General features: G+C 58.2%; 44 protein-coding genes. 3 read left to right on the top strand and 41 right to left on the bottom strand.

The genetic code is table 11. The features are described from left to right. Nucleotides 1-29: 29 nt before the first annotated feature. From EKA13_RS03370 to EKA13_RS03320, 11 genes are all read right to left on the bottom strand, one after another. The gene (locus EKA13_RS03370) at nt 30-287 is read right to left on the bottom strand and encodes a hypothetical protein (RefSeq protein WP_010792844.1); all 258 of its coding nucleotides are present in this window, start codon (nt 285-287) and stop codon (nt 30-32) included. A 3-nt stretch (nt 288-290) separates the two neighbouring features. Next, nucleotides 291-896 carry a hypothetical protein gene (locus EKA13_RS03365; protein WP_010792845.1) on the bottom strand — a complete coding sequence of 202 codons (606 nt, stop codon included), beginning with the start codon at nt 894-896 and terminating at the stop codon, nt 291-293. Then, nucleotides 889-1,599 carry a hypothetical protein gene (locus tag EKA13_RS03360; protein ID WP_065285175.1) on the bottom strand — a complete coding sequence of 237 codons (711 nt, stop codon included), beginning with the start codon at nt 1,597-1,599 and terminating at the stop codon, nt 889-891. The genes EKA13_RS03365 and EKA13_RS03360 overlap by 8 nt, the downstream gene beginning before the upstream one ends. A gap of 88 nt (nt 1,600-1,687) precedes the next feature. Then, a complete protein-coding gene (locus tag EKA13_RS03355) occupies nt 1,688-2,785 on the bottom strand; it encodes a hypothetical protein (protein ID WP_019438416.1) in 1,098 nt (365 codons plus the stop codon). A gap of 23 nt (nt 2,786-2,808) precedes the next feature. Further along, nucleotides 2,809-3,726, bottom strand: coding sequence for a head GIN domain-containing protein (locus EKA13_RS03350; protein ID WP_223218634.1), 918 nt, complete (start codon nt 3,724-3,726; stop codon nt 2,809-2,811). Nucleotides 3,727-3,971: 245 nt separating this feature from the next. Next, entirely contained in the window at nt 3,972-4,226 is a 255-nt protein-coding gene (locus EKA13_RS03345) for a hypothetical protein (RefSeq protein WP_172690208.1), read from the bottom strand. Next, nucleotides 4,223-4,639: a hypothetical protein gene (locus EKA13_RS03340; RefSeq protein ID WP_065285176.1), complete on the bottom strand. Its 417-nt coding sequence runs from the start codon at nt 4,637-4,639 to the stop codon at nt 4,223-4,225. The genes EKA13_RS03345 and EKA13_RS03340 overlap by 4 nt, the downstream gene beginning before the upstream one ends. An 84-nt stretch (nt 4,640-4,723) precedes the next feature. After that, nucleotides 4,724-4,951, bottom strand: coding sequence for a hypothetical protein (locus EKA13_RS03335; RefSeq protein ID WP_019438420.1), 228 nt, complete (start codon nt 4,949-4,951; stop codon nt 4,724-4,726). 52 nt (nt 4,952-5,003) lie between these two features. Then, nucleotides 5,004-5,480, bottom strand: coding sequence for a hypothetical protein (locus tag EKA13_RS03330; protein WP_019438421.1), 477 nt, complete (start codon nt 5,478-5,480; stop codon nt 5,004-5,006). A 56-nt stretch (nt 5,481-5,536) separates the two neighbouring features. Then, nucleotides 5,537-5,968, bottom strand: coding sequence for a hypothetical protein (locus EKA13_RS03325; RefSeq protein ID WP_019438422.1), 432 nt, complete (start codon nt 5,966-5,968; stop codon nt 5,537-5,539). 27 nt (nt 5,969-5,995) lie between these two features. Further along, nucleotides 5,996-6,853 (bottom strand): class I SAM-dependent methyltransferase, encoded by an 858-nt coding sequence (locus EKA13_RS03320; protein WP_223218635.1) that lies wholly within the window; start codon nt 6,851-6,853, stop codon nt 5,996-5,998. 116 nt (nt 6,854-6,969) lie between these two features. Here EKA13_RS03320 and EKA13_RS03315 point away from each other — a divergent pair, with 116 nt between their 5' ends. Continuing rightward, nucleotides 6,970-7,794: a hypothetical protein gene (locus tag EKA13_RS03315; protein ID WP_065285177.1), complete on the top strand. Its 825-nt coding sequence runs from the start codon at nt 6,970-6,972 to the stop codon at nt 7,792-7,794. A 91-nt stretch (nt 7,795-7,885) separates the two neighbouring features. Here the strand turns inward: EKA13_RS03315 and EKA13_RS03310 are convergent, their stop codons facing one another. The 16 genes from EKA13_RS03310 to EKA13_RS03235 all read right to left on the bottom strand — a co-directional run bounded on the left by EKA13_RS03310 (nt 7,886) and on the right by EKA13_RS03235 (nt 15,674). Beyond that, on the bottom strand, nt 7,886-8,263 hold the full coding sequence (locus EKA13_RS03310; protein ID WP_019438425.1) for a hypothetical protein: 378 nt from the start codon (nt 8,261-8,263) through the stop codon (nt 7,886-7,888). Nucleotides 8,264-8,276: 13 nt separating this feature from the next. After that, nucleotides 8,277-8,543 (bottom strand): hypothetical protein, encoded by a 267-nt coding sequence (locus EKA13_RS03305; RefSeq protein ID WP_010792853.1) that lies wholly within the window; start codon nt 8,541-8,543, stop codon nt 8,277-8,279. Continuing rightward, on the bottom strand, nt 8,540-9,016 hold the full coding sequence (locus EKA13_RS03300) for a hypothetical protein (protein WP_019438426.1): 477 nt from the start codon (nt 9,014-9,016) through the stop codon (nt 8,540-8,542). Before EKA13_RS03300 ends, EKA13_RS03305 begins: the two co-directional genes overlap by 4 nt. A 143-nt stretch (nt 9,017-9,159) precedes the next feature. Next, nucleotides 9,160-9,447 carry a hypothetical protein gene (locus EKA13_RS03295; protein WP_019438427.1) on the bottom strand — a complete coding sequence of 96 codons (288 nt, stop codon included), beginning with the start codon at nt 9,445-9,447 and terminating at the stop codon, nt 9,160-9,162. Nucleotides 9,448-9,484: 37 nt separating this feature from the next. Continuing rightward, nucleotides 9,485-9,841, bottom strand: coding sequence for a hypothetical protein (locus EKA13_RS03290; protein WP_010792854.1), 357 nt, complete (start codon nt 9,839-9,841; stop codon nt 9,485-9,487). A gap of 40 nt (nt 9,842-9,881) precedes the next feature. Then, nucleotides 9,882-10,067 (bottom strand): hypothetical protein, encoded by a 186-nt coding sequence (locus tag EKA13_RS03285; RefSeq protein ID WP_019438429.1) that lies wholly within the window; start codon nt 10,065-10,067, stop codon nt 9,882-9,884. 51 nt (nt 10,068-10,118) lie between these two features. Continuing rightward, on the bottom strand, nt 10,119-10,376 hold the full coding sequence (locus EKA13_RS03280) for a hypothetical protein (RefSeq protein WP_010794346.1): 258 nt from the start codon (nt 10,374-10,376) through the stop codon (nt 10,119-10,121). Between the two features lie 12 nt (nt 10,377-10,388). Further along, nucleotides 10,389-10,598, bottom strand: a complete 210-nt coding sequence (locus EKA13_RS03275; RefSeq protein WP_019438430.1) for a hypothetical protein — start codon at nt 10,596-10,598, stop codon at nt 10,389-10,391. A gap of 76 nt (nt 10,599-10,674) precedes the next feature. Continuing rightward, nucleotides 10,675-11,670 (bottom strand): ParB/RepB/Spo0J family partition protein, encoded by a 996-nt coding sequence (locus EKA13_RS03270; protein WP_065285178.1) that lies wholly within the window; start codon nt 11,668-11,670, stop codon nt 10,675-10,677. 189 nt (nt 11,671-11,859) lie between these two features. Continuing rightward, nucleotides 11,860-12,240: a hypothetical protein gene (locus EKA13_RS03265; RefSeq protein WP_010792858.1), complete on the bottom strand. Its 381-nt coding sequence runs from the start codon at nt 12,238-12,240 to the stop codon at nt 11,860-11,862. A gap of 145 nt (nt 12,241-12,385) precedes the next feature. Beyond that, a complete protein-coding gene (locus EKA13_RS03260) occupies nt 12,386-12,823 on the bottom strand; it encodes a hypothetical protein (protein ID WP_065285179.1) in 438 nt (145 codons plus the stop codon). Nucleotides 12,824-12,859: 36 nt separating this feature from the next. Further along, a complete protein-coding gene (locus EKA13_RS03255) occupies nt 12,860-13,282 on the bottom strand; it encodes a hypothetical protein (protein ID WP_021018561.1) in 423 nt (140 codons plus the stop codon). Nucleotides 13,283-13,493: 211 nt separating this feature from the next. Then, nucleotides 13,494-13,997, bottom strand: coding sequence for a hypothetical protein (locus EKA13_RS03250; RefSeq protein WP_019438434.1), 504 nt, complete (start codon nt 13,995-13,997; stop codon nt 13,494-13,496). A gap of 111 nt (nt 13,998-14,108) precedes the next feature. Continuing rightward, complete coding sequence (locus tag EKA13_RS03245; protein WP_021018563.1) at nt 14,109-14,555, bottom strand: hypothetical protein; 447 nt, start codon at nt 14,553-14,555, stop codon at nt 14,109-14,111. A gap of 64 nt (nt 14,556-14,619) precedes the next feature. Beyond that, entirely contained in the window at nt 14,620-15,189 is a 570-nt protein-coding gene (gene orn / locus EKA13_RS03240) for an oligoribonuclease (RefSeq protein WP_010792863.1), read from the bottom strand. A gap of 80 nt (nt 15,190-15,269) precedes the next feature. Further along, the gene (locus tag EKA13_RS03235) at nt 15,270-15,674 is read right to left on the bottom strand and encodes a hypothetical protein (RefSeq protein WP_019438435.1); all 405 of its coding nucleotides are present in this window, start codon (nt 15,672-15,674) and stop codon (nt 15,270-15,272) included. A 308-nt stretch (nt 15,675-15,982) separates the two neighbouring features. Between EKA13_RS03235 and EKA13_RS03230 the strand changes: the two genes are divergently transcribed. After that, a complete protein-coding gene (locus EKA13_RS03230; RefSeq protein WP_021018564.1) occupies nt 15,983-16,417 on the top strand; it encodes a hypothetical protein in 435 nt (144 codons plus the stop codon). On the opposite strand, the gene EKA13_RS03225 is transcribed toward EKA13_RS03230, so the two are convergent. The 14 genes from EKA13_RS03225 to EKA13_RS03160 form a co-directional block, all read right to left on the bottom strand. Beyond that, nucleotides 16,414-16,680: a hypothetical protein gene (locus EKA13_RS03225; RefSeq protein ID WP_065758075.1), complete on the bottom strand. Its 267-nt coding sequence runs from the start codon at nt 16,678-16,680 to the stop codon at nt 16,414-16,416. The genes EKA13_RS03230 and EKA13_RS03225 overlap by 4 nt on opposite strands. Further along, on the bottom strand, nt 16,677-17,036 hold the full coding sequence (locus EKA13_RS03220; protein WP_010792866.1) for a hypothetical protein: 360 nt from the start codon (nt 17,034-17,036) through the stop codon (nt 16,677-16,679). The genes EKA13_RS03225 and EKA13_RS03220 overlap by 4 nt, the downstream gene beginning before the upstream one ends. Nucleotides 17,037-17,063: 27 nt before the next feature. Continuing rightward, nucleotides 17,064-17,528: a hypothetical protein gene (locus EKA13_RS03215; RefSeq protein WP_065285180.1), complete on the bottom strand. Its 465-nt coding sequence runs from the start codon at nt 17,526-17,528 to the stop codon at nt 17,064-17,066. A gap of 221 nt (nt 17,529-17,749) precedes the next feature. Next, nucleotides 17,750-18,199, bottom strand: a complete 450-nt coding sequence (locus EKA13_RS03210) for a hypothetical protein (RefSeq protein WP_010792868.1) — start codon at nt 18,197-18,199, stop codon at nt 17,750-17,752. 90 nt (nt 18,200-18,289) lie between these two features. Further along, on the bottom strand, nt 18,290-18,682 hold the full coding sequence (locus EKA13_RS03205; protein WP_010792869.1) for a hypothetical protein: 393 nt from the start codon (nt 18,680-18,682) through the stop codon (nt 18,290-18,292). A gap of 50 nt (nt 18,683-18,732) precedes the next feature. Then, nucleotides 18,733-19,377 carry a hypothetical protein gene (locus EKA13_RS03200; protein ID WP_021018566.1) on the bottom strand — a complete coding sequence of 215 codons (645 nt, stop codon included), beginning with the start codon at nt 19,375-19,377 and terminating at the stop codon, nt 18,733-18,735. A 290-nt stretch (nt 19,378-19,667) separates the two neighbouring features. Beyond that, nucleotides 19,668-20,042: a hypothetical protein gene (locus tag EKA13_RS03195; RefSeq protein ID WP_021018567.1), complete on the bottom strand. Its 375-nt coding sequence runs from the start codon at nt 20,040-20,042 to the stop codon at nt 19,668-19,670. A gap of 156 nt (nt 20,043-20,198) precedes the next feature. Beyond that, entirely contained in the window at nt 20,199-20,561 is a 363-nt protein-coding gene (locus EKA13_RS03190) for a hypothetical protein (RefSeq protein ID WP_065285123.1), read from the bottom strand. Nucleotides 20,562-20,678: 117 nt separating this feature from the next. Next, complete coding sequence (locus EKA13_RS27775; RefSeq protein WP_023111067.1) at nt 20,679-20,927, bottom strand: hypothetical protein; 249 nt, start codon at nt 20,925-20,927, stop codon at nt 20,679-20,681. Between the two features lie 225 nt (nt 20,928-21,152). Then, nucleotides 21,153-21,734 (bottom strand): hypothetical protein, encoded by a 582-nt coding sequence (locus EKA13_RS03180; RefSeq protein ID WP_019486179.1) that lies wholly within the window; start codon nt 21,732-21,734, stop codon nt 21,153-21,155. After that, nucleotides 21,724-22,191 (bottom strand): Lar family restriction alleviation protein, encoded by a 468-nt coding sequence (locus tag EKA13_RS03175; protein ID WP_065285124.1) that lies wholly within the window; start codon nt 22,189-22,191, stop codon nt 21,724-21,726. The genes EKA13_RS03180 and EKA13_RS03175 overlap by 11 nt, the downstream gene beginning before the upstream one ends. 31 nt (nt 22,192-22,222) lie before the next feature. Then, entirely contained in the window at nt 22,223-22,525 is a 303-nt protein-coding gene (locus EKA13_RS03170) for a DUF7740 domain-containing protein (RefSeq protein ID WP_010792875.1), read from the bottom strand. 101 nt (nt 22,526-22,626) lie between these two features. Then, nucleotides 22,627-23,352, bottom strand: coding sequence for a hypothetical protein (locus EKA13_RS03165; RefSeq protein WP_172832413.1), 726 nt, complete (start codon nt 23,350-23,352; stop codon nt 22,627-22,629). 149 nt (nt 23,353-23,501) lie between these two features. Continuing rightward, complete coding sequence (locus EKA13_RS03160; RefSeq protein ID WP_019486175.1) at nt 23,502-24,014, bottom strand: hypothetical protein; 513 nt, start codon at nt 24,012-24,014, stop codon at nt 23,502-23,504. Nucleotides 24,015-24,125: 111 nt separating this feature from the next. On the opposite strand from EKA13_RS03160, the gene EKA13_RS03155 reads away from it, so the two are divergent. Continuing rightward, nucleotides 24,126-24,935, top strand: coding sequence for a hypothetical protein (locus EKA13_RS03155; protein WP_019486174.1), 810 nt, complete (start codon nt 24,126-24,128; stop codon nt 24,933-24,935). The last annotated feature ends 228 nt before the right edge of the window (nt 24,936-25,163 follow it).

Genomic DNA, 25,163 nt, shown 5'->3' with positions numbered 1-25,163 from the left:
TTGGGAATGAAGAGATGCTGGCGCGCCTGTCACTGTGCAGAGAGCGAGGTGTCACCCGTGCCGGCGTTCGATTCGGAAGTGATCTTGAGGATCTTCTGCACGTCCTGATTTCGGCGGGCGAGGATCTTGCTGTTCATTTCGTGGGCGGTGTGGTTCTTGCCCTTGAAAACCCACCCGCCAGAAGAAAAGAGGGACTTTTTTTCGTCGTACTTCCATTCCTTCAGGTAGGCGTGATACGAGTCCAGTACCTTGGCGATTTTGTCTTCGGCGGTTTGTTTCCGGCTCATTTGCTAGTCCTCCTGCATTTGCTTGTCGAGGATCTGCTCCGTAGCCTCCTTGAGGCCCCGGGAATAACCCAGCCCTTCAGCGCGGCTTAGCTCAAGTTGATGCAAGCTTTGCTGGCGCTCCATGGCATCCGCGGCGTCCTTAAGGCCCCGGGAATAGCCCTGCTCTTCAGCCCGGCGAAGTTCGAGCTGATGTTGGGTTCGCTGGCGCGCCATTGCTCGGTGGATTTCGGCATCCTCGTCGTTGTAGCTGCGCATACGTGCTTCCATCTCGCGGTACTCCGCCACGTCGATAAGGCAGGCCGGCGATTGCATCTCATGAGTGCCGAAGTGAAGGGCGGCAGCGGCCTCGTCGAGGAAGTGCTCGCCACAATGGAAGCAACGCCAACCTGCCGTCCGATCCGCGCGCAGCGCCTGCAGCTCCGCGCGCATGGTGTCGGTTTCGGCCTGCTCTTTTGTCAGGTGCTGGGACAAAATGCAGGCGAAATCAGCAGCCAGGCGATCGCGGATGTATCGGGTGAAGTCGTAGCGCCCGAGTTTGGTCTGGAAGTAATCCACCAGGTAGCCGCGGCCGCCGGCCGATGTGCTCAGGTTGTGCTGGGTCTCACTCATGGGCGTTCTGCTCCGCTTGGGCCAGGCTGGCGAGCAGGGCCATGGACTTGTGAGCTGCCCCGCTTGGGTTGTACTTCGCGCAGTTGCTGGCCCTTGAGTCCTGCTTCCCATCCTCGTAGCCGGACACGTAGGTGTTCCAGAAGGCGGTGTAGGTGACCAAACCGACATGCCCTTCTACGTCGGTGGGTGCAGGTATGGGCCTGGGCACCTTGGACAGTGCGTTCCACAGCTGGACGAGGCCGGGCTCGGTGAAGGTCGATACCGAATGCTTGCAGGCGGGGCATGCAGCTTTCCAGAAAGGTCCCAGGGAGTTGCGTTCCAGGGTCACGGCCGGAAGACGTTGATCGCCGCAGCGGCACAGGTTGAAGGTGGGCGTGGCAGTAAGCGTCTTGATCTGCGAGAGAGCCCCCTCATACAACCCTGCGAGCTTGGCATGGGCCTCATTCATCCCAGCAATGGTGACCTTGTTACGCTGCAGCTCGGCTTGAGCCGTAGCCAGGTCCTGCAAAGCGATGTCCAGCTGGGACGTCAGGGCATCCACACTCTGGTGGTACTGCTCAACGGCCATCAGCTGCTTGCACCGCCCTGAAAGTGGCGAGAAGGAAAGGCCGGCGACGTCCTGCTTGTGGTAGTTGAGGTACGCGAGAACCTCCGGCTGCTGGGGGAGGGTCGCCGGTATCGGGCTTTCCGTTTCGTTACTCATCGCTTGCAGTTCCTGAAGAGGTGGAGGAATGGGATGTCACGGAAGCAATCATCGGCGTCCTCGGGGTGTGCCAGAACCAGGCCCCTGCTCAGGTAGGCTGGGCTTCGGCCTGCGAAATCGTGGCAAGCAATGCAGTCAGTTCTTCGCTTGAGCGTTCAAGCCGAGTCATGTCTTTTGGCGCGATGTCCGACCGGCAAGAAATCCAGTTGATGATCTCCAGCGCCCGCTGAATTGGACCTTCCTCGACTGACTCCAACCTCGGTCTTTGAGACTGATCCGCTGGCGCGCGGTCGATGTTCTCTCTGCTCACGACCGAAGGTGAGGCCTGAACTTCGACTTGGCTCTGGGATACGACGGCCCCGTCACCATCGGTATCGATCGCGTAGCGACAGACATTTGGTTCTTGAGCAATTGAATCGAGGACCTCGGTCAACTTGGTTACCAGACCTTGATGCAATGCTTTGTAGCGGCGGGTAGCCCACTCTCCCTGCTCTTCCCCTTTCCAGTACCAAAGATAGGAGTGGAGCCAGTCTGTCCATCTGGCAACGTCGGCGTGCATCTGAGGAGCAGAGTTGACCAGCGCCAGCATCTTTTCCAGATCGCTAAGGATTGTCAGGATGTCCTTCAGTTGGACATTGCTTGACTGTGGCCGGTGGAGTTTGAGGACGATGAGCGCTGCGGCCAAGGAATGGTGGGAAACATTGGTCCAGAAGTCCTGCTTGCTGATCGGGAGGAGCGCATTCCCTGCCAGCATGCTCACCTTCACCTCGCCTTGACCGGCGTAACGAACGGAGAGCCCTGGCATGTCGAAGTTCAAGAAAAGCACACGACCTGGGTCATCCAGTGATTCAAGTTCTATCTGGCGTAGGTCGGACTTTGGTAGGAGAGGCGAAGTAACGGACTCCTTCGACTGCAGATCTAGAGACGAGATCGGGGGCGCGTTGGTTGGGAAATCTGGCGTACTAAGCGCCTGAAGGGCGAGGTCGTAAACAGTAGCTTCGGCAAGACTCAGCGATGCAGCGGGGCCAGCGATCTCGGAGCAGAGTTTCGCCAATTCCCGAACGCGGCCATCGGTGGGGAGGAGTGAGGTCTTTTTCCAGCGCAGCAACTCAACTGCACACTCCTGCAGGTGGAGTCGGGCGAAGTCATTGGCTCGGTCCCGGGCCAAAGTCAGGGTATTGTTCATGGTTCTGTTCCTCTGGGCCGGGTTTACTTGAACTTGATCTTGCCGGAGCCGGCGACACGGTGATCGCGTTGGGCAGGGTTCCCGTACACCACGATGTCGCCGGAGCCCGCCACCCGGGCGCGGGCCGACTGACTGGCATAGGCGCTGATGTCACCCGATCCGGCAACACTCAGGTCCACCGTTGCCGCAGTAAGTTCACGGGCGTCGACGTCGCCGGAACCTGCAACCTCGACTTCAAGGCTCTGTACCGTGCCTTGCACAGTCACATCGCCCGAGCCCTGGACACTCGCTTCGAACTCATCTTGCTGCAGGCCGTAGAGAGTGATGTCTCCGCTGCCTTTTACCCGGACACGAGGGGCGATCGGCAGGCTGATGGCAACCAGAACGCGGCCGGTACCAATCGAGGCACCTTTGATGTCGATGGAGCCCACCGGGCCGTTGAACTGCATTTGCACGCCGTTGATACGGATGTCGCGGCCGACCACGATGTTTCCGTTGCCGGAAACGTTGATGCTTCCACCTCCGGCGATGATCACGTTACCTTCCTGCTCGATGACCAGCTTGTCGCCCGACAGGGTGGTATGAACGCGCTCGACGGCTTCTTTTGTTTCCCCAGCCACTACCAGGCGCGGGGTTTGATCGCGAAAGAACACGACATCAACTGCACCTTTGATGATGAGTTTTTTCACCTGGTGGATGGGTCGGGATTCCTTGATGAAGCTCTCGGGCGGGCTCCATTTCGAGTTTTCAGGGAAGAAGTCGGTAAGGGAAGTGGTCATCGCTCGGTCCTTCTCGGTTTCGCTCTGCGCGGTGGCGGTGTTTGGTGTGAGAGATGATCGGCTGGGTTGAGGTGTGCCACTACCCCAGCAGAAGCTGATCACTCCTGCCATCGTTGCCAGGATCACGAACACGCCGAGATGCTTTCGGTGTCGTCTGAGCACGGGTTTTCTCCATGGATTGCCCCCGGATTGTCCCGCGACCGAAATTTGGGTACCAACGAAAGCCACCCGCTGAAATTCACAGACAGGTAGCGGAGCGAGCAGCCGGGGCGGGAAGTGCCACCGGCTGGAGATGAGGTGAAGCGGAAGATGAAGAGGGAATAGCGGATGGGGCGGCTGTAGCACCTGCCGACGTATTGCTTACCTGGCGTTACCTGTAGCAAGCGCCATTTCGATCTAGCCAGCAATCACTCGATAAAGCCACTCCTGCGCTTGATCTCGGCCTTGAGCGCCTTGTGCTGGGTCTTGAGGTATCGGAGATGTTCTGCACGGCTAAGGGAACCTTTCGCCCGGATGGCTGCAAGGTCATCCGGGAATACGGTGCCCATCAGTTTCTCCAGGTCGGGAAACTCACTAAGAGGGCGCTGCTTGTAGTTCTCGAAGAACCACCAGGGCACGCATATCAGAAACGCGACCAACGTCGCCAATCCAAGTTCTGTCATCGGGGGGTATTAGGGCACAGTGGGAAAAAGCGAATGCACGCAATGGAAAGCAGCAGGCTGATCCCGGCCGACAAACAGATAGTCGGGAGGATGAAGAACAAGCCTGTCTCCCAGGGTGTGGGACGCATGTCGAATGGGCGCATTATCAGCACCTGCTTGTCGCCCACCTTGCTCTGTTGCATCACAGCATCGCTGGCGGGGCGAGAGACAAACAGGTTTTCGGCTTGAATCCTGTATCGAATGGAGGCGTGGTCACTGTCCTCCTTGGAGTATTTCGAGTCTACCACCGCGATTACGCTCCGCTCGGTCATGTAGTCCGTATGCCAGAGGAACCATGCAGCTAAGAACAACAGGGTTGCGCAAACTACCTGGCTCACCGGATTCTGGAGCTGCGATTTAACGACCAGGATCATAGACGGGTACCTCAGGGCAAGGGTGATTGCCCTTGGATGATATAAGATAACGTTTGGGGGCTAAAGGGTCTTCGGTCGCACCCCTCACCACGGGATAGTGTCGTCATCCTCGAGGGCTTCCCGAAGCGCTCGATTCTTCAGCGTCTCTGTCGATGGGCAGGGTGGGTAGGCCTTTACCACCTGCTTAAAACCTCCCGAGTAGCCGACCTTCACGGCCAGCGCGCTGATTTCCGGTTGGGTCGCCGCAACGTAAGCAACACCGCACGCTCCTACCCGGTAGTCTACGAACTCGAAGTGCTCAGAATGCCCCATTTCCCACCTCCTGCAGGTCAAGCGGGCCTCGCAATAAGAGGCCCTGGCTATCTCAGAATTGAGTCGACACCGATACGAAATAAGGCTCGGCAATCCATTTGCGCGTCTGGCGGAAATCCTCATCCATCCAGCCCCCAATGCAGGTATTGAACGCGCTGCTGTCGAAGTCGTAAGGCTCAGCCTCGTCGATGGTGCTATTCCGGTGCACAGTCAAGCCGATCAGCTCCCCGCCGGCGCAGAGGTAGGCATACTGGGAGTCGCCGATTTGCAGTGCCATGCCGGATTTCCCCGCCAGTAGGCGGCGGTACTCATCGAGGCAGCCCTGGAAGGTGTAGACCTCAACCCGAAGCTGGCAGTAGAGGTCGATTTTCTGGTCGTGAGTCAGGCCGAGATCACCAGAATCGTACTGTTCCCACCAGGTCATGAACGCTGGTGCGTCGTGAAACTCGTGGATTGACCGGCTCGCGTTGTCGAGGCAGCTGAGAACTTCGGTTTTGGCTTCGTCCATGATCATTGGATTGAGGCTCATGATGGGGCTCCATGGCGTGTTAGCGATGAGACCAGTCTGAGGTCAATCGGAGTGTGTCAGAAGCGGGAGGTCAGCAATCGGAGCTGGCGCTTGATCCGCGCCCACATCGTCTGGTCCTGGGTGTATTGCTGCCAAACGCCTTCATCGCTGATCGATTCCAGGACCACAGGGCTTTCCCCTCGGACTCGGAAGAGAAATGCTGTGATGCAACGGCAGGACCGGCACACTCCGTGGCCATCGATCACCACGACATCCGGCAGTACCTGGTTCCAGCTCCCCCTAAAGTCCTGCTTTCGGATTTCACTCCCGCACAGTTTGCATTGCGGGACCACCTCAGTGAGCTTAAAGCCCGAGGGGAATGTGAAGGGTAGCCGGGACGCAATCACTTCTCCGGCCTGGTACTGGGCGATCATGGCTTGCAGTTCTTCGGGGCTGATCTTCTCAGGTTGCTTCCCTTGAACCGCCTGCTGTTGATTGGTTGTGGTCATGCGGTGTCTCTCCAGATGTTCGATCAGCTATGCGGCCAGCATGTCCAGCTGCTCCGGCTTCGCATATCGCCCGGGGCCCACTCGGCGCGCAGTCTGCTGGCAGACCTTACGGACCTGCTCCTTCCAGTTCGGGTTTGCCGTCGGCCGGCGATCAGCAACGTATTCGTAGATTTGGCTCAGGTGGGCCTCACCCTCGAACAGATCGAGGGCCTGCCCGACGACCTCGCGCCAGGTGGCTGGGCCCTGACTCATGGCCTCCTGCACATCTTTCGGCAAGCCCTGCAGGTACGCCAGTTCGTGGTATAGGCTGAGGCCGATCATCAGGCGCTCTTGGTCTTTGGTGAACGTCACGAAAGTCAGGGGATGCTTCAGCCCGGCGTAGAGGTTTCTGGGCAGCATCTCCTGCTGGATGGCCCAGCGTTCGTTGTACCGACACACTCTCGCCGCTGTCTGGAGGAAGTAGCAGGGTAGGACGAATGCCACCTGGCCATTGTCGACCAGCAGGCCGTGTACACGATCCAGCAATCGCTCGATGAATTTGGTTTCGAAAGGCGGATTACCGAGGACCAGAGTTGGACGCTCTTCGAACTCCACCTGGAAGAAGTCGCCGGTAATGACCGGCCTGCCGGTCAGGTCACGTGCTTGCTGAGCGAGATGCGGATCGATCTCTATCCCCAGCGCCGGCACATATTGGGGAACCGCTTGCAGAAAGCGCCCTGGGCCGCACGTTGGCTCAAGGACGAAATCCTTGGCGCTGAGGTGGCTGAAGTTCTTTCGTACGATCGCGGCTGCAGCCCAGGCCGGGGTTGGGTACTGGCCGAGTTCGATCTGTGTGTTTTGTGTGCTCATCGCCTCAAGTGCCTGTTCGTTGATCAATTGAGGCAAGAATCGGGCTGGTCCTCCCGTGCCACCATCTGCGATCCGGAAATCAGCGGTAGCCTTTGAGCATGTACCTCCTCAGGATTGCAGTAGCCTCGGGGAATCAATAGGGGAGATTTCCTATGCCGTGGATTGATCTGAAATCAGCACTGAAAAGCGAGGCCGGATTCCTGGAGTTCATCAGGAGCAGCTATAGGCACGGCACCGTCGTGGCCCTGTGCGCTGGCGCGATTGGAATCCTGAACCGCAGGTTGGAAGCCGCGGTGGCTCGCAAAGACCGTGACGGTCAGCGTTACCTCTATACGCAGATCGAAGTGTTGCGAAGCGAGATGCATGTACGGCTGGAAATCCGAACCGACCAGGCGCTTGCCCGTGGCGTTCTACATCTCGCCGGCGAGGCCGCCCTGGCGCGCGTGCACGACTACCAACGAGAGCGATACCTCTCCGAGTTCTCGAAGCTGTACCCGGAGATCGTGGGCGCTGTGGGAGTGATCCGAGCAAAGTTCTGGGAAGCGGGTGTATATGGTCAAGATTTTCCGCTCTGGGCCCAGCAGAACGGTTTCACCGATACACAACTCCTGCAAGCCATCCAGGTATCGAAACTCAGGGCCTATGACGCCCTGGTCGAACTGAACCGTGAGCTGGAGGAGAACGGGAAAGGCGCCCGGAGTTGGAAACTGAAAACCGAGTGGGACCGCCGGCGGAAGGAGATCAAGTTACTCTCTGATCTGCAATTCAGGTCTGCAATCTACAAGTGCATACGCGATGTGCTTGGCGAAGGCTTCATGCCCGAGCTTGAAAAATGGATGACCCTGAATACTCGGATACCCCACTTTCGGAAGCTTCGAGACCGATCTCGGGACTCGAAACCGAACCTCAAGCTCCAACTGCTCCCGGGCCGGAAATTTCGGAACCTCGGGCATGAATCCGAGCCTCACTACGGCTAGTGCGTAGCTTCAGGCCCAACCGTAGGGCCCGACCTTCCCTGCAGGAACGAGAAGCCCGCCAAATCGGCGGGCCTTGATCGGGGAGGGTGGGTCAGTTCGGGAACCAACGCTCGGCCAGCTCGCGGAACTTCGGCTCAACGGCCTTGGCCTGCTCGATGCCGGCACAGACATATCCATGGTGCCCGCCGGCCTGCCCTCGCTCCCAGTAACTGCACGCGGCGGCCACCATCTCATCTACTGAACCGCCTTCAGCTCCAATATTCAAGCAGCGCACTGCGGCACCGACGTGGTCCCCGGCTCCAGGGATGCGGCTATCGCTCAGGGCGGCGCACCAGCCATGTTCTGTAGGCGCATTTGCCGTCGGAAAGTCGGAGTAGAACTCCATGATCGCAGTTGCCAGTACCAGGGGATGGCCGGGGTAAACGGGGTAATTCCCGGTCACGCTCTTGATGAACTGTCTTCCTTCCATCAAAACCCTACCTTCAGTCAGGAGTTGCTGCCTTATGGATTCGCTTGACGTATTCGTGCATGGGTTGGCAATCGCTGTCCTGGTAGCCGAATCGGTTCACGAACGTCGAGAACGAATCCCCACACTCTTCATCCTGTTGCAGCCAGGCTTCGTACTCAGCGGCCACCTTGAGGGCTTTCAAACGGAATGCCAATGCCGCGGCACGCTGGGCCTTCTCGTCGCGATGCCGACGGATCATTTCTTCTTCTTCGGGGCTCAAAGGGCCTAGGGAATCGGTCATGATTTAGTTACCGGCTGCTGGCAGGAGTAAGTGACCTTGACGCCTTCAACAGCTATCTCAGCCTTTTGAACATTTGAACTCTCTTGAATGACCTTCAACAAATCATGTTTCGTCATTCGATAGTCGTCCTCGTCACTGTAGGGGTATATGACCTCGACAGACTCTCCGGTGAAGCTTGCAGTCCAGGGGGAGCCGTTCGCTGTTTGCTTAGGCGCTCCCCTCTTCATTAGCTCTTCAGAAGTGATTGGGATAGTGGCACAGGGGCCGCGACGGGCCTCAAGCAAAATCAAGGCATTGGGAATTTCATAAGTCAGATGCTTCGCAGCCAGTTTACCCATGCCTTGAGTAGCAGTGGCCATGATATTTTGGCCATAAAACAACATGCCAATTACGGCACATATAATTAATAGAGCAACTGCTAAAGCGTTGGATGCAAAGCTTTTGTTTTTTGAACTTTGTTTGTCTTGTTGCATAGCTAACCTTGTATTTAATATCGCTTTATTGCGTGAGCGCAATGAAATAGTACGTTATGGCTTGGTTCATTTTACTATGACTAACGGGTGTAATCCCAACCATCAGTTCTCTGTCTAGCTTAACGAGGCAGTTGCCTCGATTCTCAGGGGTAGTGATCTTCCAGAGTTCTGAGAACTGCTGGCTTGATTGTCCAGCCCGTCGCTCGCTTATACCGCTCGGCGAAGTCTTTGACCGTTGCACCATGGAAGTCCCTGTCGCGACTTCGACGCTCGATGATTCCTGCGCAGTCCTCGCCGACATGTCCAATCTCAACGATGAAGCCTTTTACGATTCGCAAGCCGCAGCAGGCGCAAAGGCGGCGCTCATTCATGGGCGGGCTGATCTTCTTGCCAGAGTGAAAACAGGTTGCTCGATCGTCAAAGCGTTTCATCGTACTTTCCTTCGTGGTGCTGGGTGGAAGAGGTGGATCAGCTGATGCCTGCGGTTTCCAGCGTTCCGGCCTCTTGCAGCTCGGCCCAGGTTTGAGCAAAAGCCTGTTGCATGCTCCACTCGTCACGCCAAGCACTACTTGCGCGATCGTAGGTGTCACGGGCCTTGTTGATCGCTTCAGCCTGAGTGCGTGCGCTCACGTTGTAGAGGCGCCCGATTTTTCCTGTCTCGCGGCTGTGCCCGAAGACGGCCCATTTGACAGCCCTGGGCTTGGGCTTAGTTTTCTGCTTTCCGCTGCCGCCGCATTGAAAGCAGACACCACCGAGAACGGCAGTGAACAGCCAGATTTTCCCAGCGCCATCACAGCGGCTGCATTTGTAGAGTTTGTCTGCCATGTCCATTCCTCGGTCATGCGCCGGCGAGCCGGAAGCTTGTTCAGGGGTAGTACGCCTTCTGGCGTTCAATTTCTTCGCGGATCTCCTTGGCAATCCGCCATTCACCCTGTTGCTCCGCTTCGTGCTCGGTCTCCTCGAGCTCTTCGGCGCACCATTGGCTCAGGTCGTAATACTTACGTTCGCGCATGCGGCGAATCAGGTCTTCGTGAACATTGACAACAGCCATTGTCTTGCCCTCCTCGGGCATTGTGGTTGCCCAGCGACTTCCGTGGAGCGTTCAACTCAGAATGTGGCCAGTCTGTGCCTCATACAGCTTCACACAGTTCGGACACAGCATGCCTTTCTTGCCCTGGGCAAGCTTGGCTGCCTTCCAGCCCTTACGGGTGGCCAGGTCCTGAAGGTACTTGTAGGCCCGGATCAGATCGGCCTGAGTATCGTCAGCAGTTTCGAACACACCCTGCTCGTTCATGCTGTAGCAGTCGTCGGTGCTCGGGTCTTCCTGGTTGATGCACTGCAGTTCCAGGCGAATGCTCATCGTGTATCTCTCTCAAACTGACGGAGCTGATTGCCGGACATGGTCTAGCCTGACCATCACCTCAGAGGCCAGATGCCCCCACTGCGCTGGACTCACATCCAGATATCCAGCATTAAATTGCTGATCGATCTGGTCGATCAGGGTGGTGATGGATGCTTCCGTAATGGCTGACCTCAAAACATCTAGCGCGTCATCGAAGTCACAGAAAGCAAATGTGGCCATTCCGTTTGTCTCTCCGTAAGTCCCGGCCGCCCATAGCCCCCAGTGGGTGGGGGCGATAGTTGTCAGGGGGCTTGGATTAGCCGACGTTCGCCGCCGGCTCGGTGCCGCTCTGGGCAGATTTTACGGCCGCGCGGATGTTGGCCAGCGCCTTGGCCAGGTCCTGCAGGTTCAGGTCGGCACCGCTGAGGGTCAGTTCGACCTTCACACTCTCCGGGGTGGCCATGAAGGGCAGAGCTTTCTCCAGCTGGTCGGCCAGCTGGACCAGCACCGGGGCTGCTACGTCCAGGTCCTTGCGACCGTACAGGGCGGACGGCGCACCAACGGACTTCGCGGTGATCTTCGCGGAGCCGTTGCGCTGGGCCTTGGCGAGCTGCTCCTGCATATGCACCACAGTGTCTTCGCCGTTGGCCTTGCACTGCTTGTCTGCGGCCAGGGCAGTAGAGACGGAAGCTTGGCCCTTCTCGACCATCTCCTTGACCTCAGGGGCCACGTTCACCAGCGCCAGCATCTTGCGAACGTGGCTGACCTTGCGGTGCACCGCGGCCGCGACACCGGCGACAGTGAACTTGTGGTCGTCGATCAGCTCGCGGTAGGCCTCGGCCAGATCAAGAGGGGAAACCGGCACCTGCTGGTTGCTCACGCACTGACGCACGATCTCAACGGCGCGGCCACCTTCCACCTGGCTCACCCACACGCGCTTGATGTCGGCGCCTTCGGCGATGGCCAGCATCAGGCCGGCGTGGCGGGTGAAACCGGTCACTACGCGCAGTTTGCCGTTTTCGGCGGCAACGCCCAGCGGTTCGACGGGCTCGCCGGCCTTGTAGGAATCGGCGAAGCCGCGGATGGCATCCTGGTCGAATTCGCTGCGGATTGCCTCTTCGACATTGCAGACGAGGAGGGCGGTGGGCATTTCGAAGGCGTTCTGGCGCTTCGGATCGAAGTCTAAGCCCAACTGTTTGCCGGTGATCAGCTTCTTGGCGGTGTCGTGGATGCTGCGCAGGGAGTTGCAGCCAGCCAGAGCAGCTTGGGCGGTTTCGGTGATCAGGTTGGCGGCGATGGTCTTGGTGGTCATGGGGTAGTGCTCCTGTGTGGTCGATGGAGCCATCTTCAGGGGAGGTCGTGTGTGCCAGAACCGGCGCCGAGAAAATTTCGAAGTATTTTTCGAACCCCTATCGCCTGACATCAATTCCCGATATTCGGACCCTAAAAATGCGCAGAGCCCGCTCTAAGGCGGGCCCTGGGGGAGTGGCTACTACTGCTATCAGAGCAGGAACAAGCGGCGGGCGTAGCTGCGGTTGACCTCGCGGTCGACCTTCTCCAGGAATTCCGGCACTTTCTCGGCGATCTGTTCCGAGGTCATGCCGCTGGGGATGTTCAGCCAGGTGGTGCTCAGAACGTTGTTGCCCTCACTCTGGTAGTTGCCTACCAGCTGGAAGCCTTCCGATCGCGGCTCGAGGCTGAGCGTGGCGGTCTTGATGCCAACGGCGGTCTCGTAGTCCTGGGAGGCCACCAGGCAGCAGATGTCCATATCGAGCTGGCTGGCGGCGGTCCAGCCATGCGCCACCAGGTTGACGGCGATTACTTGCTTGACTGCCTTGTACTCGGGGGCCTGGATGGCGATGTGTGCTGGAGTGTGTTTCATGGCGGAAGTCTCTTGGCTCGGTGGCTTGGATTCGATGTGGCTATCTTCCCCCGAGCTCATGTGTGCCAGAACCGGGCATTTCGTCGATGCCAGAAAGCACGAAGCCCGCACTGTGGCGGGCTCTGGTGTAACTGCTGCCTCCTGATCAAGCCCAGCTGGCCAACTCCCGCCAGAAGAATGCCCTGACCAGGAAATGCGCCACAAAGTGGGCGGTGAAAACGACCAACACAGCGCCGATGAGGCTGACATCGAAGTCACTGAGCGAGGTAACGTCGAACGCTAGCGCTACATCCGCCTTGAGGCCAGCGGCGACCACGATAAACACCGCAGAAAAGACAATGCCGGAGACGATGGCCATGAAGGACATCAAGGGGGTGCCGTATGCAGCTTTCAGGGTTTTTCGTCCAGTACCGACCAGCATTACCAGGACCAGCGCGAAGCAATTCGAGATAGTGCTACCCACCGGGCCCGAGATCAGCCAGGCGGCTAGTAGAGACAGCCCCACCAGAATCGCGGAGTAGGTCAATACGCCAATCACGGCCAAAGATCGGGCCGGAGCGCTGCCAGCTTCAGTAATGGTCATCCTTCAAATCCTATGTCTGTCAGGGAAAGGCCTAGCTTACCGCCCAAGTGCCCTGAAACCTGGCCAAAAGCTCCGTCGCACCAGTAACTCGGCCAAGATGCCGAGAGAGATGACGATCAACGCCGCGGCGAAAGGGCGTAGATCGAGGAAGTCGACGTCCTCGGGCAACGGCTGCACCCCGAACACACTCCGGAGAAGGGTGAAGCCGATCACCAGGCTGGCGACCAGCAATGCGCCAACTCCCCGCCCGATTTCCTTGAACTGCCTGCCTTTGGCGATGACGGGTAATGCCAGCAAGCACCAGACAACAGCGTGGCAGTGCGTGATGTAGGTGCCGATGTCCCATGGGATGGTCATCCCGGCCACCAGCACTGTGGTGCAGAGGATGAATGCGTAGATGAGGACTGCGAACACGGGCGTGTAGCGCGGTCTCTTTTCGGTTGGGCTAGCGTGGCTCATGGATCTCTTCAAGACGCTGGTTTGGTTTCGAGTTGGGGGCCTTATCTGCAAGATCATGTAGCGTTGCGCAGTTGCCGCAGGAGAGGTAAACCGCCGGGAACAGCTCACCGTCGATGTCAGTACCCTTCGGCTCAATGCAGTGGGTCCACATATCGGCGCACCCGCAATTGCCGCAGATCAGGTGGAGTCGGGCACGTGCCACTGGTATCTCCTAGGCGTCCTGGTGATGTTTGACCACGGCGCTACGCTCGGGCAGCGCCGGTTTGAGATCCTCGTACGACTGCTTGAGGAGGAGAGCACGGGCAACACCGTGATCACCAACGGTATCCAGAGTGAGTTGGCTGCGCGCTCCGGTGAACGAGTCCTTGACCTCGTTCAGAGCTTTGATCCCCTCCCGTCGCAGCAGTCCTACGGTTTGGAGACTGCTGAGCTTCGCCAGAGAGTCGTTGACGATGTCCACCTCAATCCACTCGGTCAGGTCCGACAGTTGGGTTTCGATTTCGCTATAGGCGTCACGGACGCGAATCAGGCGGCTTCCACCGTTCTTCGCAATGGTGTCCAGGACGAGGATGCACCCGTCCCCCAGCATCTGGTCGGAGTAGCCGGTGATGGTGCGAATGCTGGCCTCGGCGACGGTAATCCTGCCGCCTTCGACAACCGGCAGCCGGGCGTCCGAGTCTGCGAGAAGTTCCAGTTCAATCCATTTTTTAGTCATAAGCGTTCCTTGATGAGGTAATTGGGCCTGCCACTCAGCACCAAGTGGATAAAAGGCGACATAGTCATGAGGGATGGTGTTGGGATTTGGTTCCACTGCCATGCAATGAACTTACATCAACCCCAACTCCAGGTTCTCAACCTGAACATCATGCCATAGCTCCTGCTCGATCAAAGCGTAGGTATCTGCAAGCTCCTGGGCGTGCTGGCGCTCGTTCGCGGCGCGCTCTTCCTCGGCCACGATGAAGTCAATCAAGGCGAGGTCGTAAAGGTCGTACGCACGTTGCCAGCGGCCGGCAATCGCAGTGAAACCCGGTTCTTTGCTCAGCAGCGCATGCGCCTCAGATGCCATAGGGGCAAGATGACTTTGTTCTGCGGGGAGAGTTGGCAGATCAATGGACCGCGCAACCTGCTGGAGGGCCTTCTCACCCTCCGGACACTGGAAACGTACGAGGAGACTTACCGGCAGAACGGCACGGGCGAAAGCCAGGCAGGCCTGGAGTGCTGACTCTTCTTCCTGTTCGGCTGCATTGAGCGCCTCCAGCTCTGGGATGACCATGCCTCGTCCTCTGGTGAATGTCTTGATGAGCACATGGTCTACGCTGGCGGGGTGTGCCACCAGCTCAGGCTGCGAGGATAGGCGCGAGTAGATCCCGGTACAGGCGGGCCTCTTCGACAGATTCCAGAATGTCGTCGAGCGCGCGGTGGCTCTGGCGTTTGGCTGGTTCGAATGCTGGGCTGATCGTCTTGAGGAATTCCTTCACCGCGCTGATATCCAGATTGCGGTAGTGAAGGTGCGCATTGAGCGCCGGCATTTGGGCCTCAAGGAACATTCGGTCGAAGTGGATACCACTGCCGCACAACGGTGAGGCCTTGGCTTGCACGCCGTGCTCTACCAGGAACTCGATGATTTGCTGTTCAGCACTGGCCAAGTCGGTTGAGGAAGCCGACACATCGTCGAAGAGGCCATTGCGAGTGTGCATGCTCCGTACAATGTCGTCGCACAAGGGAAGGACGTCAGCCGGGTCGTGATGAACAACCACGACGTGTTGGGCAAGGACGTTGAACTGGCCGTCGGTTACCAGAACCCCGACTTCCAAAATTCGGTGCCGGTACACCATCTGCTTATGCAGCTCAGTGAATCCGGTTGACTCAAGATCAAGCCAGGCCAGCCGGCGATCATTATTCATCATGGGGGAGGGCTCCTGTGGTGGCAGTACATGGATATTCTCCATGCCAGGGGATGTGCCACCAGCCAGGCCAGGGTGACCTATCAGATCGTCTCCCCGCGCCCCGGTGCACGTTTTGCCCTGCGTGCTTGAATGCGCCAGCTGATCAGCGGGCCGAGGAGCGTGAGCAGAGCGGTCACCACCACCAAGGCTATGGTGGCCGGCTTGCCGCCGCGGATGTGGTAATCATCGGGGCTGTAGAGATAGGGGAAGGAGCCCTCCGGCAGGCGAATGTATATGTCACCCGCATCCCTCGGTTGAAGCCACCAGGTCCCGTCGAGATTTGCCTCCACCCGACCAACCACACGGCATGAGGTGTCGTAGGGGATCTGCAAGGCTTCGCAGGCCGCCTTGTCGCGCACGATTACCTTGGCAGGATCGATTACCTGAAGAGAGTGGCCGACCTGCAGAGCGGCCCAGATGACCAGCATTGGCCAGACGAAGGCCATGAGTAATCTGAACAAAGGATTGAACTCCTAAAATACGAGGCGAAGGCAGGGTATCCAACAGGCTGGCGCATTGCCATCCAAACTTAGGCCCTGAAATTCAGCCTTTCGGCGAATGAGGCTCCCAGCCAAGGCATCTAGCGATCTGGTGGCAGGGCCATTCGTCAGCTGGATATCCTCAGGGGGCTTGTTGGCGTTAATTGTGGGTGTTGGACCGCTGCAGAGTCATCCGAGCCCCACATCAACCGTTTATCTGGTGACGCCGTCAGGGCGTTCCGCATAATCACTACAGCCCTTTTTGAGGAAGCATCATGATGAATCCTTTAAGAGAACCCTCTGCGTTCAGCCCCAACTATTGGGCTGAACGCGCAGCTGTGCTGCGATCGGCAGTTAATAACGCAAATCCTGATATCGATCCGGTTCTCCTGGAGATAGCCCTTGAAGGCGCTGAGGATGTCCTGCAGATGGAAGTAGAGTTGGCCGATCAACCGCTTGTCGGTTGGACGTACAACGACAACGAGATAAGCGATCTGGTTGCGGCCCGTTCCGCTGCCCAGGCCCTGGCGATCCTGCATGCCAGTTTTCCTGACCACACCTACTACCCCGAGTGCCTTGAGCAGGTCGACGAAAATGGCTTTCGAAATCGTACCTGGTGCTTTGATGAAACTCCTGACGTGAAGCTGCCTTGGTCGGAATTCATCAAACGAATCACAATTCCCCGCCATCTAACCGGCGTTTACTTCTAAGTTTTTGCATCGTACAACCCAGATTTTCGAGCCGAGGATCGGATGCGTTGCGCTGCCTTGAGCGGGGTATCTGCAACAGTGCTCCAGTCATGATGCCACCAGGCAATGACCATGCTGGCTTCCTTCGCCGTCGGCGCCGATATTACGGCTCGAATTTCAGCGCCTACAGCCTCCCACCAGTCCATGCCCTCGGAATCACGGGCGTTGGGATCGATTGCCGACCGATACACGGCCTTGATTTGTTCTTGCGTCAGTTCGTTCATTGCGGGGTGTCCAGTTGCGCCAGCAGGTACTTGGCCATCGGTAATTCGTGCTTGCCATACCGGTCGTAGTCGGCCAGGCGGGCCGAGATATAGGCCGCCAGCGGCTGCTGCCACTCCGCACTGCTAACCGAGTAAGCGTACTCCTCGTAGAAGCGCACGATATCCCTGCTCATCGAGTGGCGATAGGTCTCGGCAATCTCCTGGGCGAGGGCAGGTGCGGTGCCGAGGGCAACCAGATCACGCTCCAGATCCTCCGGGAACGTGGTCTGCCGAACCCAAGATAGGGCGTTGAAGAAGTGAGGTCCGAGATTCAGATGTGGCTGGACTTTGCTGGCGCTGGGAGTGTTCATGGTCATCGTTTGGTTCCTGTTCTCGGACTTCGACTAGGCGGCTGCTGGGGTGCGGGCTGCCCGGCGCGCCGCAATGCGCTTCTGGATGCGCTCGCGCGCGGCCAATGCTTCTTCGCCGGAGCTGGGGAGCGACAGCTTGATCTGGTTCACCCTGCGCAGTTCGTGTTCGTGCATCCAGTCCATAACCGATTCCGCGGTCCCCACGTCCTGGTAGCTGCGCGGGCCGCCCAAGCCCATCTCAGCCCGGGAGCCGAATTGCTGGCGCTGCTCTGCCAGATGGCTCATAGCTCTCATCTCTGCGAGCATCTCGTCGAAGCTGAAGCGAGCGCGCATGTGTTCGCGAATGTCCATGTCGCTGATCTGGAGCATGGGATCATCCAGGGCAACTACTGCGTCCGGTAGGAGGTGCGCCGGGCAGAGGGCTAGAGCAGAGCTTGCTGGGGGCGTTTGCGCCGAGAAGGTCAAGCTGGACTGAGTGGGAGCGTGGGTGCGTTGCATGGGATAGCCTCCTGAAGTAATGAGGCTATCTTCAGGGCAGGCTCACTGTGCCAGAACCGCTGAGCGCACACTTCGCGCACAGGATGGTCACGTCGATTGTTTGAACGATGATTCGGGGCCATGCCTGAACAGGTATTGGAAATCGGTATTGTGGCGTGGCGGGAAGCCCCCTTGGGAACCAAGAGTAAGGTTCCAAACTGGTGCTCCCGCCATCCTGTTGATCAAAAGAGGCCTTGTTGGTGTGAGAGCCTGGCCATGATCCGGACATCCATCTGCTGGCGCTCCTCTCGCATTGCGGCTTCACGCTGGGCCCCGACGCCGTTGTACTTCTCCACCAGGTAAATCAGGTTGGTGGGAGTCCATGCGTTGCGCCAAATGGTGTTCCAATCGCGGATGACCGAAGCCCTGTCGTCGCTCGGTAGGGCGAAAAACATGCTCCTGGCTTTGCGCCAGACTCGCGCTTCCCGAGCTCGCCAGTTGATCAAGGTTGCATCATCCCTTCGCTGGCGAATCTCCTTCTCGGTTTCCCAGTCGTGCTGTTCCGCTCGGATCATTTCAGCAAAGAGCGGCAAAGCGTTCGCCTCACGTTGCTGCTTTCGCTCGAACAAGGAAGCCTTGCGCTGGTTGAAATCGAGTCGGCGCAAGCGATGAGGAAACGGTTTGAACTTCATTGTAGAACCCCACACGTTGGAATTGAAAAGCCCCAGTTGTTCGGCCGGTGCGTCGGGCGGAACATCTTTCGCTTCGATGTGACCAGCAAATCATCGGCGCGAAGCATGCGTGCCAGAACCCATGCGAACCCACTCCGCGATAAGGTCCTCGCACAGGACAATTACATCGAAGGTGGGGTTGATGAAGCTGGGTATGCTGGCGCTGACCTTGGAGTCCGGCATTCGGGTCTGGCAAGCGCCAGCATCGGGAACCAATAATCGGACTTCAACGTGGTGTTCCCACCATTCGCCGTCGATGTAGAAGGCTGGGTCATCGTGCTCGAACAACCAGGGCGTGCTGTCGAGAGGTGCAATGGAAGGTGCCCCCGTGGCCAGCGTCACTTCGAAGGTGTGCCCCTTGTAGGCAACTCGGACGGTATGCGGCTCGTCTGGCCGTTTCATTTGCAGCGCCCGGGCCGCGGCGTCGGTTGTCAGCTGAATCATGGTCACCCCCTTTCATTGAACAGCCTGCTTTTGCGGTAGCAGTGTTGGCGCTAGTCCACCAGGCCCAATTCCACGCACTCTTCGCGCCAGCCAGCCCAGAGGTCTGCCTCTATGGAGGCGTATGTATCCTGGATGTCTTCCCAGTGCGCCTGGCGCTCTTCCTCCTCCGCTAACTCCCTCTCGTACTCACGTTCGATGTGCGCCTGAACTACGGCCTCCGCAGCCTCGTCTGCATCCATCCCCCGGCTCCAGGCCAGCAATAAGGTCTTGGCTTGCCCCTGGGTAGCCTCAGCTACTTGCGAGTAGGAAATTTCCATCAAGGCCGCTACCTGCTTGTCCACCGCCACCAGCCATTTCGTGTACGGCTGATCTAGGGGCGAGGCCGGTTTCAGCCACCCAGCCGAGATCTGACCAATCGAGCCGTTGCGGTAGTTCTCGTAGTACAGCTCCGTGTACAGCTCGTGTGCCAGGTTGTACTGCTCAGCCAACTCAGGCACGTCCAGAAGGAGCAGCGGGGCCCGGGGTCCGTAGTGGCGGTGAATCAGTACGTCATCGCTCGCCAGCTGGTGGACGGCGTCATATGCCTCCTGCAACGCCTCCTCGGCCTGGGAATCACACCCTTCGATGCTGGAGAAGACAGCTACGTTGATCCACAGGGAGCGTGCGGCGAGTGCTTTTTCGAATGCGGGGTTCATGAGGCGGCTCCGTGACTGGGTTAGGTCTGATGGAGCCATCATCGGACGTGCCTGGCTGTGCCAGAACCTCCAACGTAAGTCGGCCAATGCCGGGCAAGGCGATCACCCCGGAAATCAGTCAGAACCGAAGATTGGTAGCCAATCGGCATACCAAGCAGGCGCGATTTGCGCCGTGGCTGAGGAGCAATATGCGGAGCTGCACCGCAAATATGCGCAGGACCGGGCGAAATATTCGGAGCACCTTCGAATGTATGCGGACCACCTCCGCACATTACGGCCGCCGGCGGAACCTAGAACGGGTTTTCCTTCATCAGCTGCCGGCAGTCCTCGAGCACCAGGTCGTAGTGATCATTGGAAGAAATCAGTCGTTCATGTCGAATAATCGAGAGTGGATCTCTCTCGTTCGGCTCCTCCGTTAGGTTCAGGAAGGTTACGACCATGCGGTGGTACCACCACTCTACGTTTTCCCCCGCGGCGGGCTGTACCAACGTATTGGTTCCCGATGTTTCGGGCTGAACGCATTGCTTCGGGTCTTCGGGGATGAAGGTGACTTTGAAGTCCACCCACCAGCCTTCGCCGCGATGTCGGAGTTCGACAGTATGTTCCTGGTCCTGACGCGGCATGCGCAGCGCCTGGCGGGCGGCCGGGTCGTAGAGGTTCAGCATCGTTCGGAATCTCCTTCTGGTCAGATTGCAGGAGCCCCGGCGCCATTCAGCGCCGAGGAAGGAGGTTCAATTGCTGCAGGGTATCAGGGGGCAGGAGGGGTTACAGCGAAGTGTCCACCCCCGAATCTCGGGGACGATTGTGGAGGCTGTGGTAGATCAGAAGGGGTGTTCTTTCAGGAGCTCATCACAGAGGCGAACGATGATGTCGTAGGGTTCGGCGAAGCTGGGCAGGAGGCTGTAGCTGTCACAGGTGGCCTTCACATCGTCGATCTCCGAGCCGTCATGGTTGCGGATGTGAACCATGATGTGGTGATACCACCACTCTCCGCGCAGCCATCCTTTCGCCTGCTCGTCGGTTACCGGGTGATCGTTGGGGTCGGTGGGTTGGGTGCCATCCTCGTCAGGGAGGAACGTGATGTCGAAGATTCGGCCTTGATATCGCACCCGAACTTCCATTTCCTCATCAGGTTGCTGCATGCGCAGAGCCTGACGTGCACCGGCGGTGTTGAGATCGAACATGAAGGCTGCTCCGGAGTTTGGGGGGTTGCAGCAAGCCAATCACCTCGTTCTTGAAAGGCCTGCTTTTGCTCTTGAGCCTCGCATTCTCCCAACCCCGCCCTGTGCCACCAGCTGTTGTCAGGCTGGCGCCTGGGATGCCAAGGGAGTGCCCGCTACCTGATCGCGATGATTCTCCAACCTCGCCACCTGCTCGAACTCAGCCAGGGTGACGCGCCCGCCGGCAGCAGCTCTTGCCATCACGCGATGGCCAACCATGCCAGCCAGGTCGGTTGAATCCGCCAGTTGCTCGGCGGAGCGCTTGAAAATCGCTTGGGTCAGACGCTGCACCAGGACGACCTTCTGGGCTTCTGGCAGATCCGAAGCCATGAAATGCTCCATTGCAAGTATGAACTGGCTCCGGGTTTGCACCGCTTCGGGGTGCACGCGAAGATGGGCGCAAAGCTCCCGTATCGCTGCGTCAACCTCTGGAAGACCGAGGATGCGAATACCACAGGTGTCTTGGAAAGGACGGCCATCAACGATCAGCCGAAGCGTAATGAAATCGCCATCTCCTTTCCCGTCGAAAAATTCCATATGGCCTCTTATGTTCGGCTAGCTGTCATCTCGGACCTGGGGACGGATCGTCCAATTGGCGCAGATATTAAGAATTAAATCCTCCACAATCCCCAAGAGTATTTCGGTGGCGATCGCTCCCTCCTCAGTAATAGGGTCAGACGATAAATTCACAGTAAACCTATCTGCTGTGGCGGCGGACCTTTCGCGCAAAATGTGAGTCATGGCCTCGATGCCGGCCTCGCGACCTATGCACTCCAGAAAAGCCCGTCCAAAACCTTGCTTTCGGAGTTCGCGATCAAGATGAATAGCAACTAACTCGACCTGGATGATCAACTCGCGCTCCACGATTGATACCGAGTGGTCGATTGTCGCTAACCCCTTCAAAACACCGTTTACGTGGAGCTCGTAGCAGGGGACGTCCGAGAAGTCTTTTATCGACATGGGCTCGTCGACCAGGCGCGGTGATGGGAACAGCGTCTGACGCTCCTCGATAGTCGTCATCTGGAACGTCACCATCAATTTATCGTCTTTGTTCCCGCTCCTTCTGGGCTTGCCCCACGCATCCACAAAGCGCGGTGGCATCACAATATCCTCACAATCAATCACATCATGGCTCATAAGCGGGGGCTTCCTCATGCTCAACGCTAGTCGATCTCAAGGGCGAGGCCCAGGAATTGGATGGAGACTGAGGCTCTCCCTCAAGTGGAAGCGTCAGCAGTGACTGCCCAGCCTCTGCGAGTTCAACCTGCGCTTGAGCATGGTCATAGCGGACAACGGCGATCGCGCCGGTAGGGATCATCCTGGCTTTGTTGAAACAGGTGACAGCTACATCGGCATCGGTTAGGAGTGCCTCTACTGCCTCGGTGCTGAGGAAGCCGAGCACCTGCAGGTCACCGGTTGAGTTCGAGCGCGATTCGTCTACCCCATTCCAGGCGGCAAAGGCTTCTGCCTCGGAGTCCTTGATTGGGCCGCGCGCTCCACAGCACTGGCACTGGATGAAATGGCCCGCCAGACTCTGTTCGGCGAGCAATTTGATGGTCTTGCAGTACGGGCAACGAGCGTTCTGTTGGCTCATCCGTCGCTCCTTTTGCGAGTTGATTCCGCTGTTAGGCGGCAGGTGAAGGTTTCTGGATGGCACTGGCTGCTTGAGCCTTGGCCATCGACAGCTTGATGTGTGGTGCTACGCGCTCAGCCGGCAGATCCATACAGATGACCTCATCGGGAAGGTTCACCAAGTGGTGGATGATGTAACGGCACGGCGTCTTGTGGTTGATCACATCAAAGAGCGATTGCCTGTCCCGGCGCTCTACTCGCTTGAGTAAACGCTTCGCCGTTGCCACGACGGCAGCGTCGGTCCGATGGTAAGTGGCTGCCAACGCGAGGCAGAGAATTACGTCTAATGGGCGCATAGGGTTCCTCACGATAGGAAGGCCGGAGCCCCGGATACTACCGGGGGACCGGTGTCATTCAGAGCCAAAGTGGTGGGCTGTAATCCACAGCTGGCGCGGGGTTAGCCAGTCACGGTGCCGGCAAAGAACTTCTCGATAGATTCCTTGCACTCGATGTAGAAGGGGCCTTGCCAGTCGCGTACCCACTCAGGTGCGAGCCGAGCGTGAATGAAACCGTCAGACTCGTGGGTGTTGTCCATGATCGCCAACACATAGGGCCGGTCCATCGCAAGGACCTCAGGCGTCACGTCAATCTGCGTAGGGCCAGGGTCTACGCCTACCGCGTTGTCGTTCTGCCAGGCTTGAGGATGAAAAGTTGCGTAAACCCGGGGCCCATCTTCCGAGGTGTCATCGTTGGCCAGGTATTGTGGGGGCGGAGCAGTTACCGGTGGGAATGAGGGTTGCCTTGCGGGTGGAACAGCCTCGAGCAGGAAAATTACCTCTCGACCTTCAGACGTCCTGTCCTGGCCGTAGCCGGCGCAAATTCCCTCCAGGATCTCCAGTTCGGCCGTCTCTGCAAGACGGAGCAACTCCCCGCTGGTGTCGGCGACCAGGGTTTTGGGCACCATGCCCAGATCGCTCAAGGCATCCAGGAACTCTCCTAGGCCACCTTCCTGCTCCAGTCGTGGGGATAGGTACTTCAGGTATTCGATCAGCGCTTCTCGTTTGCTGCTGAAGAAGCGCGGCCCCTGGATTGCGTCCATGGCGGGCTCACCCAGTGGATAGTCTGCAAACACCAAGCACCACTGTTCGGGTATCGGATGCGTGATGTGGGGCTGTTGCGTCATGGTGTACTCCGCGTCTGTGTCGATGGAGTCCATGTTCATGTCTGGCGGAGGGTGCCAGAAGCCGGGCATTGCGAGTATCTGGGCCAGGCGGGTCGCCAATACTGGTCTTCGGTGACCAACAATCGTATTGGAGGCCCGCCCAGCCCTCACTACAGAGTGATCCCCTTCAACTGATTGTTCAGGACAGCCTCAAGCTGATCGCCAAACCTCGATTGGAGGGCGTGCTCCGTCTTCTCGTTGTACAACGCGAGGATCAGACGGAACGTACCTTCCTCGTCACCTCGAATGCGGAACAAGGTGTTGGACTTCAAGAGCGGCTTCGCCTTGTTGAACCACTCCACCTCGTCAGCCATTTGCGGTAGAGCCTGCTCCAGGTATTCGTGGGTATCGCTGGCGTCGATCTGAGAAGCAGCCTCGAGGTTGAGCTGATACCCGTGCTCCTTCAGCGCCTTTACCATTGCTACTTGCTGGATGGAGTCGATCTCGATCGACAGGGGCTTTTCTTCGCCCGGGTCCTGAACGCTCCCCAGCCGCTTACCCTTGAGGAATACGATGCAGGACCAGGCCAGATTTTCGCCGTCACCGTCTTCGTGAGTGTGCAGGTCCTTCAGCCGTATGCGGGCGGTAGAGATGGCCTTGAGGTTGTTGATGGTCGTTTCCATGTGAGATGCCTTTGTGGTTTATGGCATCTCCATCCTCAATGGCGTCTCTGCGTGCCAGAATCACCCTCTGTGTAGATCCGTCCCCCCCACAACCTAGGGAACCATGCACCCGTGCTGGAGCAAGCAATCAACTCATGGCCGGCAGTCAGCCGTCACCCGCGTGTCAGTTCCACTGTCTTGGTCATCGGCAGCAGAGATGCGCCGGAGTGTGAGGTCGCAAAGGTCTTCGTGACCTGTACCGAAGTGATCACCCCGCACGAGGCAGGTTTCAGAATCGAGTACACAGTCTCAGGCTGCAGCCATGCCTTGACTGGTAAGGGGAGCCTGGCTGCCGGTGTGAACAGGAGCATGAACACGGTGTCGATCGGAGCCAGCGATGGCTTCAACCGTGGGTTCATCACGGTAACCCCTGATGCCCTCCAAGGGCACCGTTTGGGGACCTATCTCATGTGGCGGGTGGTGCAGTTCCTGCGCCAATTTCCAGATGCACAGGTTAACTCCATCAGGTTGAGCGATGCCCAAGCATACGAGTCCAATCACGTGCGCAGAAACCGGTTCTACGAGCAGATCGGTCTCCAGTTCGATTATTACGATGGGAAGCATGAGAACGGTAGATCGCGACCGGTGCGCGCCGGTGACCTAATCCTTGTTGAGACCTGGAAACGGAACATTCAAGAACTGGGAATGGGCGACTATCTCAAGCACCAAGACAGCCACGTACGTGGTCTGTGCCACGAGATCAGCACGCTGGAGAATCGCTGCAGTAGCCTTCAAAACGCTCTTGATGATGCGCGTCGACGTCCCATCCGGTGGGGAGTTGCCACCTTAATCGCTAAGCATCTCCACATCATAGGGCCGGCGGTCCTTGTCATGATGGCGGCGTTGGCCGCCTATAGGGCCCTTAACGGCGAATCCAGCTGAGTCGGTTGGTTCGACCTGAAAACGTCTCCTAGGCCCCGCGGCGGGCCTTCCTGGGCCATCTCCTCCCTCATTCGCTCGACTTGGGCAAATGCGCTGTGTTCGCCTCGGTGATACGAGTCCCAGCACGGTTCCGCCCGTTCGAGGGCCTGGTCCAGGGCCAAAACGAAGTTCACCAACTCGAAACCATCGCGCAGCTGGTGCCTCGCACCGACCTCATGAAGGTCACCG

The sequence above is a fragment of the Pseudomonas defluvii genome, assembly GCF_001695625.1.
Taxonomy (GTDB): Bacteria; Pseudomonadota; Gammaproteobacteria; order Pseudomonadales; family Pseudomonadaceae; genus Aquipseudomonas; species Aquipseudomonas defluvii.
This window is presented reverse-complemented; position numbering and strand designations above follow the sequence as displayed.